The following is an 8,028-nucleotide window of genomic DNA, read 5'->3' on the forward strand; positions in this document are numbered from 1 at the left end:
GGCTTGCTCGCGAAGGCGCAGTGTCAGTCACCGATATGTCACTGACACTGTGCTTTCGCGAGCAAGCCCGCTCCCACATTTGGATTGCATTTCAATGCTGAAAAATCTGCGCCCAATAAAAAGCCCCGCATCTGCGGGGCTTTTTGTTTTAGGGCGGTTACTTCTTCAACCCGGCCTTCTTCAGTTCTTCGTCTCGCAGTTCACGGCGCAAAATCTTGCCCACGTTGGTGGTCGGCAGCGCATCGCGAAACTCCACGGCCTTGGGCACCTTGTAGCCGGTGACGTTGGCGCGCATGTGCTCCATCACCTGGTCTTTGGTCAGGGTGGCACCCGGCTTGACCACGATGAAGATCTTGATGTGTTCCCCGGACTTCTCGTCCGGCACACCAATGGCTGCGCATTGCAGCACGCCCGGCAGGGTCGCCAGCACGTCTTCCAGTTCGTTGGGGTAGACGTTGAAGCCTGAGACCAGAATCATGTCCTTCTTGCGGTCGACAATGCGCATGTAGCCATCCGGCTGGATGATCGCGATGTCACCGGTCTTCAGCCAGCCTTCGCTGTCGAGGATCTCGGCGGTGGCTTCGTCGCGCTGCCAGTAGCCCTTCATCACTTGCGGGCCCTTGACGCACAGCTCGCCCACTTCACCCAGCGCCAGCTCGACGCCGTCATCGGTGATGACCTTGCACAGGGTCGACGGCACCGGAATGCCGATGGTGCCGATCTGGATGTGCTGGATCGGGTTCACGGTGGCCACCGGGCTGGTTTCGGTCATGCCGTAACCTTCGCAAATGGAACAGCCGGTGACGGCTTTCCAGCGCTCGGCCGCCGCCAGTTGCAGGGCCATGCCGCCCGACAGGGTAACTTTCAGTGCCGAGAAATCCAGCTTGCGGAAGGCGTCGTTGTTGCACAGCGCAACAAATAGCGTGTTCAGGCCGACAAAACCGCTGAACTTCCACTTCGACAGTTCCTTGACCATCGCCGACAGGTCGCGCGGGTTGCTGATCAGGATGTTGTGGTTGCCGATCAGCATCATCGCCATGCAATGAAAGGTGAAGGCATAGATGTGGTACAGCGGCAGCGGGGTGATCAGGATTTCGCAACCTTCATTGAGGTTGGAGCCCATCAGCGCCTTGCACTGCAGCATGTTGGCGACGAGGTTGCGGTGGGTCAGCATCGCGCCCTTGGCCACGCCCGTGGTGCCACCGGTGTATTGCAGCACGGCCACGTCGTTGGCGTCGGGGCTGACTTCGTTGATCGGCTGGCCGTGGCCCTTTGCCAATACGTCGTTGAACTTGATCGCCTTGGGCAAGTGGTACGCCGGGACCATCTTCTTCACGTATTTGATGACGCTGTTGATCAGCAGGCGCTTGAGCGGCGGCAACAGGTCGGCGACTTCGGTGACGATCACGTGCTTGACGGAAGTCTTGGGCACGACTTTTTCAGCCAGGTGCGCCATGTTGGCCAGGCAGACCAGGGCCTTGGCGCCGGAGTCGTTGAATTGGTGTTCCATTTCCCGCGCGGTATACAGCGGGTTGGTGTTGACCACGATAAGGCCAGCACGGATGGCGCCGAACACGGCGACCGGGTATTGCAGGACGTTGGGCAGTTGCACGGCGATTCGATCACCGGGCTGCAAGTCGGTATGCTGTTGCAGGTACGCGGCAAAGGCGCCGGACAGTTCGTACAGTTCACCGTAGGTGAGTGTCTTGCCCAGGTTGCTGAAAGCCGGTTTGTTGGCGAAGCGCTGGCAGGACTGTTTCAGTACCGCCTGAATATTTGGATACTCGTCTGGATTGATCTCAGCAGCAATCCCGGCGGGGTACTTATCCTTCCAAAAGTCTTCGATCATGGAAGCCCACTCCTCAGCGACGCGAATTCATTCATCGCATTTGATGCGATTATTATTTGTTTGTGTTTTTTTGAGTGATTTCGGCTGTTTCAAGCAAGCCGAGAGGTCACAAAGCGCGCCGAGAGTAGCAGCTTTGCCAAAGGCCGCCTAGAGCCAAAAGAGGCCCCTACGGTCATAAACATGACTCAAGAATATCTAATGGTCATTTTTAGAGCAAAGATTCTATAAGCCGAGGAAAGGCTCTGGAATGGGCTTTCACACGGTTAAACTGAATGAATAAAAACCAAAAGTGGGAGCGGGCTTGCTGTGGTGAGCGGGCTTGCCCCGCGTTGGGCTGCGAAGCAGCCCCATCAATCTGTGGTGAACCCGACGGGGGGCAAGCCCCTTCACCACAGCAAGCCCGCTCCCACATTTTTGACCCTATTTCAAATCAGGCAATGTCGCGCAATTCCCTGCGCAAGATCTTGCCCACCGGCGTCATCGGCAACGAATCACGCAACACAATGTGCTTGGGCACTTTGTAGCCGGTGAAGTTGGCCTTGCAGTAGGTCTTCAGTTCTTCAAGGCTCACGCCCTGCGCACGGGCCACCACAAACAGCTTCACTGCCTCGCCGGTACGATCGTCGGGCACGCCGATCACCGCGCAACTGGCCACCGCCGGGTGTGCCATCACCACGTCTTCGATCTCGTTGGGGTACACGTTGAAGCCCGAGACGATGATCAAATCCTTCTTGCGGTCCACGATGCGCACAAAGCCATCCGGGTCGATCACGGCGATATCGCCGGTCTTGAGCCAGCCTTCGGCGTCCAGGGTTTCGGCGGTCGCCACCGGTTGCTGCCAGTAACCCTTCATCACTTGCGGGCCCTTGATGCACAGCTCGCCCCGCTCGCCCAGCGGCAACTCCACGCCGTTGTCGTCGATGATCTTCATCGCCGTGCCCGGCACCGGAATACCCACGGTGCCCAGCTTCGATTTGCCGCCATACGGGTTGGTGCTGGCCACCGGTGAGGTTTCGGTCAGGCCGTAGCCTTCGCCAATCGCGCAGCCGGTCAGTTGTTGCCAACGCTCGGCCGTCACCTTGACCAGCGCGGTGCCGCCGGAGTTGGTGAGCTTGAGTTGGGAGAAATCCAGGGTCTTGAAATCCGGGTGATCCATCAACGCCACAAACAGCGTGTTGAGCCCCAACAGCCCGGTGAACCGCCACTTTTTCAGCTCCTTGATAAAGCCGCCAATGTCCCGGGGATTGGTGATCAGTACGTTGTGGTTGCCGGACACCATCATGCACATGCAATTCGCGGTAAAGGCATAGATATGGTACAGCGGCAGCGGCGCGATCATCACCTCCTGCCCTTCCTTGATCAGCGGATGGCCGTCGTCGCCCAGTTGCGACATGCACGCCCGCACTTGCTGCATGTTAGCCACCAGGTTGCCGTGGGTGAGCATCGCGCCCTTGGCCAGGCCAGTGGTGCCGCCGGTGTATTGCAGCACCGCGATGTCGTCGAGGGAGACCGGGTGGCGGTTGAGTGCCTGGCCGGCGCCCATGCGCAGCGCACGCTTGAACGAGATGGCCCGTGGAAGGTTGTAGGCCGGGACCATCTTCTTGACCTTGTCGACCACGGTGTTGATCAGCCAGCCTTTGGCTGCGGGCATGAAGTCGCCCATCTTCGCTTCGATCAGGTATTCGATCTCGGTGTCTTTGCTGACTTCTTCAACCCGCGAGCCAAACAGGTTGAGGTACACCAGCGCACGAATGCCGGCGTCCTTGAACTGGTGGCGCATTTCACGCGGGGTGTACAACGGGTTGGTGTTGACCACGATCAGCCCGGCGCGCAGGGCACCGAACACGGCAATCGGATAATGCAGGACGTTGGGCATCTGCACCGCAATGCGGTCACCCGGCTTGAGGTCGGTGTGCCATTGCAGGTAACCGGCAAACGCTGCGCTGCGCCGATCCAGCTCGGCGTAGGTCAGGGTGATCCCCATGTTGCTGAACGCAGGACGATCGGCAAAGGTCTTGCAGGAACGCTCGAAGACTTCGATCACCGACTTGTAGGCCGTCAGGTCGATCTCGTTGGGAACCCCAGCCGCGCGTTTGTCATTCCAGAAATCAGGTTGCATTATTCTTGTCCTCTTACCTGAGTGGTCCGGCCGCTTTAGATACTGCGATGAAAGCGGAGCTTTGGGGACGTTAGCAGCTATGGTCAATCAGGCAAATACAACAAGATGCGTCATTGATTGTGTGAATCTCCCCGCCAAGGCTTGCGCTGATCCAACGGCCCTCGGCAGATGAGTTGTACACTGCAACGACCCTGAGCAAAGGAAGCGCCATGAACCACACCACTTTCTGGTTGACCGCGAATGACCGCAGTCGGGTGTACGTCAACCAATGGCTGCCGGACGGGCCGCCCAAGGCGCTGATCATGCTGGCCCATGGTATGGCCGAGCACAGTGGCCGCTATGCGCGCCTGGCCCAGGCGTTGTGTGACGCCGGTTACGGCCTGTACGCCCCCGACCAGCGCGGCCACGGGCGCACCGCCGACGAGGGCACGCTGGGGTTGTTCGCCGAGAAAGACGGCTGGAGCAAAGTGGTGGGCGACCTGGCGAGCCTTAACCAGCACATCGGCCAGCAGGCGCCCGGGGTGCCGATCATTCTGCTGGGCCACAGCATGGGCAGCTACATCGCCCAGGCGTATCTGCTGCACCACAGCGCGAGCCTCAACGCGGCGATTCTCAGTGGCTCGAATTTCCAGCCGGTGGCGCTGTACGGCGCGGCCAAGGTGATTGCTCATGTGGAACGCTTGCGCCAGGGTTTGCGCGGGCGCAGTGCGCTGATTGATTTCCTGTCGTTTGGATCGTTCAACAAAGCGTTTAAACCCAACCGCACTGCTTTCGACTGGCTCAGCCGCGACCCGGCCGAGGTCGACAAGTACGTCAGCGACCCACTCTGCGGCTTTCGTTGCACCAACCAGCTGTGGATCGACCTGCTGGGCGGCTTGCAGCAAATCAGCAAAGCGTCCAATCTCGCTCAGATCGATCCGGGCCTGCCGATCCTGATAATGGGCGGTGAATGTGATCCGGTCAGTGAGGGCAAGCGTCTCAAAAGTCTGGCCAACGCTTTGCGTGGAGCCGGCTGCCAGAACCTGGAGCTGAGCATTTACCCGCAGGCGCGCCACGAATTATTCAACGAAACCAACCGCGACGCGGTCACAGCCGATGTGCTGACGTGGCTGGCCCAGGCCGTAGAACTGCGCCGACCGACCCGCTGCGAATAATTTTTCGTTTAAAATCAAAACATTAAGATTACCGATTAGCCACAGGATGCACCATCTGATGACCCAGGTTACCAACACACCTTACGAAGCCCTTGAAGTCGGCCAGACCGCCAGCTACAGCAAGACCGTTGAAGAACGCGACATCCAGTTGTTCGCGGCGATGTCCGGCGACCACAACCCGGTGCACCTGGACGCCGAATTCGCCAAGGCGACCATGTTCAAGGAGCGCATTGCCCACGGCATGTTCAGCGGCGCCCTGATCAGCGCGGCGGTGGCGTGTGAGTTACCTGGGCCCGGCACCATCTACATCGGCCAGCAAATGACCTTCCAGAAGCCGGTAAAAATCGGCGACACCCTGACCGTGCGTCTGGAAATCCTGGAGAAGCTGCCGAAGTTTCGCGTACGCATCGCCACCCGCGTGTTCAACCAGCGCGATGAGTTGGTGGTGGACGGCGAAGCCGAGATCCTGGCGCCGCGCAAGCAGCAGACCGTGACGTTGACCGAACTGCCGGCCATCAGCATCGGTTAAACCAATACGCATAAAAAAGCCCCGCATCTGCGGGGCTTTTTTATTCAGGCCGGGCTCAAGACTGAGCGCGCGCCTGGTTACGCAGGGCTTTCACCTGGTCGTGGTTGCGTTGCGCGCCGTGGAACTGACGCTCTACCAGGTCACGAATACCCAGCAGGTTGTGCTTGTTGATCTTCTCGATCGCTTCTTTATAAGCCTTCAGCGCATGGTCTTCACCGCGCTCGGCTTCGTTCAATACAGCCTCTTCATCTTTACCCGTAACCATCGACTTCACGTCAACCCAGCCACGGTGCAAGGCACCGGCAACGCTGCCGGATTTTTCCGGATCGCCACCCAGGGCTTTGACGGCAGTCTGCAATTCAACAGCGGCCGTTGCGCAATCGAGGGAGCGTTGCTTAAACAGGGCTTTGAGTTCTGGATGCTTGATGTCTTCTGCGCAGGTCTTGAAGCCTTCCTGGCCGTCTTTGCTGGTCTCGATCAGGTCATTGAGTACGGAGATCGATTCTTTGTTGATATCAGTCATTTTTCAATTCCTTCGCGGGTTAAGAAACGTGCATTAGTAATTGCAGCGCTCGTGCCAGCTTTTGAAAAACGAATTAATCATTAAATTTCAATAAGTTATATATTCAGCAAAAATCTGTATCCGCGTTATTTGCATGATCTGTCATTTGGCCTCCATGCAGAATGCCTGTATTTTCCAAGGCATCGACTCAACGACCTGAAGCCCCATGAATCCTGAAAAACTTGAACTGCTGATCACCCGCGAAATGCCCTTCGGCAAGTACAAGGGCCGGATCATTGCCGACCTGCCTGGCCCCTACCTGAACTGGTTTGCCCGTGAAGGTTTCCCCCACGGCGAGTTGGGTGGGTTGCTGGCATTGATGCAGGAAATCGACCACAACGGTTTGTCCGAATTGCTGGAACCCCTACGCGCCAAACACGGCAAGCCCGCCCCTCGTCATTAATAGAGCACGCACATGGACAGTACCCGCGATGAACAACACTGGCATGAAGTCGCCCAGCGCTACGACCTGGAGCCCGGCCCGATCAACCTCGAAAACGGTTACTTCGGGCGCATGAGCCGCGCGGTACTTGAGCAGTATCAGGACAATGTGGCGTTCATCAATCGCAGCAATTCGATCTATGTGCGCCAGCGTTTCGAGCAGGGCGAAAACGTCGAGATTCGTAACCAGTTGGCGCAGTTGCTGGGTGCCGATCCTGAAGCCATCGCCCTCACCCGCTGCGCCTCAGATGCGTTGCAGTCGCTGATCCGCAACTACAACCGTTTGCAGCCGGGCGACCAGGTGCTGATCAGCGACCTGGAGTACGACACGGTCAAGGGCGCCATGCGTTGGCTGGCGCAGAACCGTGGGGTGGAGGTGATCGAGATTGCCCACGAACACCCGGCGAGTTTCGACAGCCTGGTGCAGACGTATCGCGATGCGTTCGTGCGCTACCCTCGACTTAAGTTGCTGGCGCTGACCTACGTGACCCATCGCACCGGGCTGGTGATGCCGGTGGAGGCGATTGCCACCGCTGCCAGGGAACACGGGATTGATGTGATCCTCGATGGCGCACATGCGTTGGGGCAGATCGAGTTCAACCTGGCGCAGCTGGGCATCGCGTTTGCCGGCTTTAACCTGCACAAGTGGATTGGGGCGCCGTTGACCCTGGGCTTTCTCTATATCGACCCGCAGCGGTTGGCGGACATTGATCCGGACATGGGTGAGTTTCATTACCCGGCCACCGATGTGCGCGCTCGTACGCCCTACAGCACGCCGAATTTCCCGGCACTGATGACGTTGCCACTGGTGTTCGAAGAGCACCGTTTGTTGGGCGGATCGAAGGCCAAGGGCGCACGGCTCAATTACCTGCGGGATTTGTGGGTGAGTGAGGTGCGGGAGTTGCCGGGGATTGAAGTGCTGACGCCGGATGATCCACGGCTGTATTGCGCGATCACGTCGTTCAAGTTTACTGATCAGCCGGATCAGCAGGTGATGGCGGATCGGTTGCTCAAGGAATACGACCTGTTCACCACGACCCGCAGCGGCGCTGCGTTCGGCAGTTGTATTCGGGTGACGCCAGGCTTTTTGACTTCAGCGGCCGACATCCATGTGCTGATCAAAGCTATCACCGAGCTGAGCGCGAGCTAGAAATTGTGGGAGCTGGGTTGCCTGCGATAGTCGTAGGTATTGGGGTTGTGTGTGTATCCGTTATTTAGGTAACGGCCGCCTAGGGTTCCGCTCTTACAGCCATGCCTTTCAAGGTCTTGGTTTAAAACCCCGTTTAAAGTCATGTTCAAGTCCGTTTATCCGACTTGGCAGCCTTAAGCACACGAGCTGTTGAGACATGCGCCCGCGCCGCCTTACCTTCCAGC

7 protein-coding genes are annotated in these 8,028 nt (G+C 58.2%); 4 read left to right on the top strand and 3 right to left on the bottom strand.

Annotated features, from left to right (window positions below; translation table 11 throughout):
- Positions 1–157 precede the first annotated feature (157 nt).
- Together fadD1 and fadD2 are read right to left on the bottom strand one after the other, a co-directional pair.
- A complete protein-coding gene (fadD1, locus tag CEC48_RS30175; protein WP_088427158.1) occupies positions 158–1,849 on the bottom strand; it encodes a long-chain-fatty-acid--CoA ligase FadD1 in 1,692 nt (563 codons plus the stop codon).
- Between the two features lie 430 nt (positions 1,850–2,279).
- Positions 2,280–3,968: a long-chain-fatty-acid--CoA ligase FadD2 gene (fadD2, locus tag CEC48_RS30180; RefSeq protein WP_088427159.1), complete on the bottom strand. Its 1,689-nt coding sequence runs from the start codon at positions 3,966–3,968 to the stop codon at positions 2,280–2,282.
- Positions 3,969–4,177: 209 nt separating this feature from the next.
- Between fadD2 and CEC48_RS30185 the strand changes: the two genes are divergently transcribed.
- A complete protein-coding gene (locus tag CEC48_RS30185; protein ID WP_088427160.1) occupies positions 4,178–5,122 on the top strand; it encodes an alpha/beta hydrolase in 945 nt (314 codons plus the stop codon).
- A 58-nt stretch (positions 5,123–5,180) separates the two neighbouring features.
- Positions 5,181–5,651: a MaoC family dehydratase gene (locus CEC48_RS30190; RefSeq protein WP_003213034.1), complete on the top strand. Its 471-nt coding sequence runs from the start codon at positions 5,181–5,183 to the stop codon at positions 5,649–5,651.
- Positions 5,652–5,706: 55 nt separating this feature from the next.
- Here the strand turns inward: CEC48_RS30190 and CEC48_RS30195 are convergent, their stop codons facing one another.
- A complete protein-coding gene (locus CEC48_RS30195) occupies positions 5,707–6,174 on the bottom strand; it encodes a PA2169 family four-helix-bundle protein (RefSeq protein ID WP_088427161.1) in 468 nt (155 codons plus the stop codon).
- 205 nt (positions 6,175–6,379) lie between these two features.
- On the opposite strand from CEC48_RS30195, the gene CEC48_RS30200 reads away from it, so the two are divergent.
- Together CEC48_RS30200 and CEC48_RS30205 are read left to right on the top strand one after the other, a co-directional pair.
- Positions 6,380–6,616: a DUF3820 family protein gene (locus CEC48_RS30200; protein ID WP_003213031.1), complete on the top strand. Its 237-nt coding sequence runs from the start codon at positions 6,380–6,382 to the stop codon at positions 6,614–6,616.
- A 12-nt stretch (positions 6,617–6,628) separates the two neighbouring features.
- A complete protein-coding gene (locus tag CEC48_RS30205) occupies positions 6,629–7,804 on the top strand; it encodes an aminotransferase class V-fold PLP-dependent enzyme (RefSeq protein ID WP_088427162.1) in 1,176 nt (391 codons plus the stop codon).
- Positions 7,805–8,028: the final 224 nt, after the last annotated feature.

This window comes from Pseudomonas sp. K2I15 (genome assembly GCF_002204795.1).
In the GTDB taxonomy this organism is placed as follows: Bacteria; Pseudomonadota; Gammaproteobacteria; order Pseudomonadales; family Pseudomonadaceae; genus Aquipseudomonas.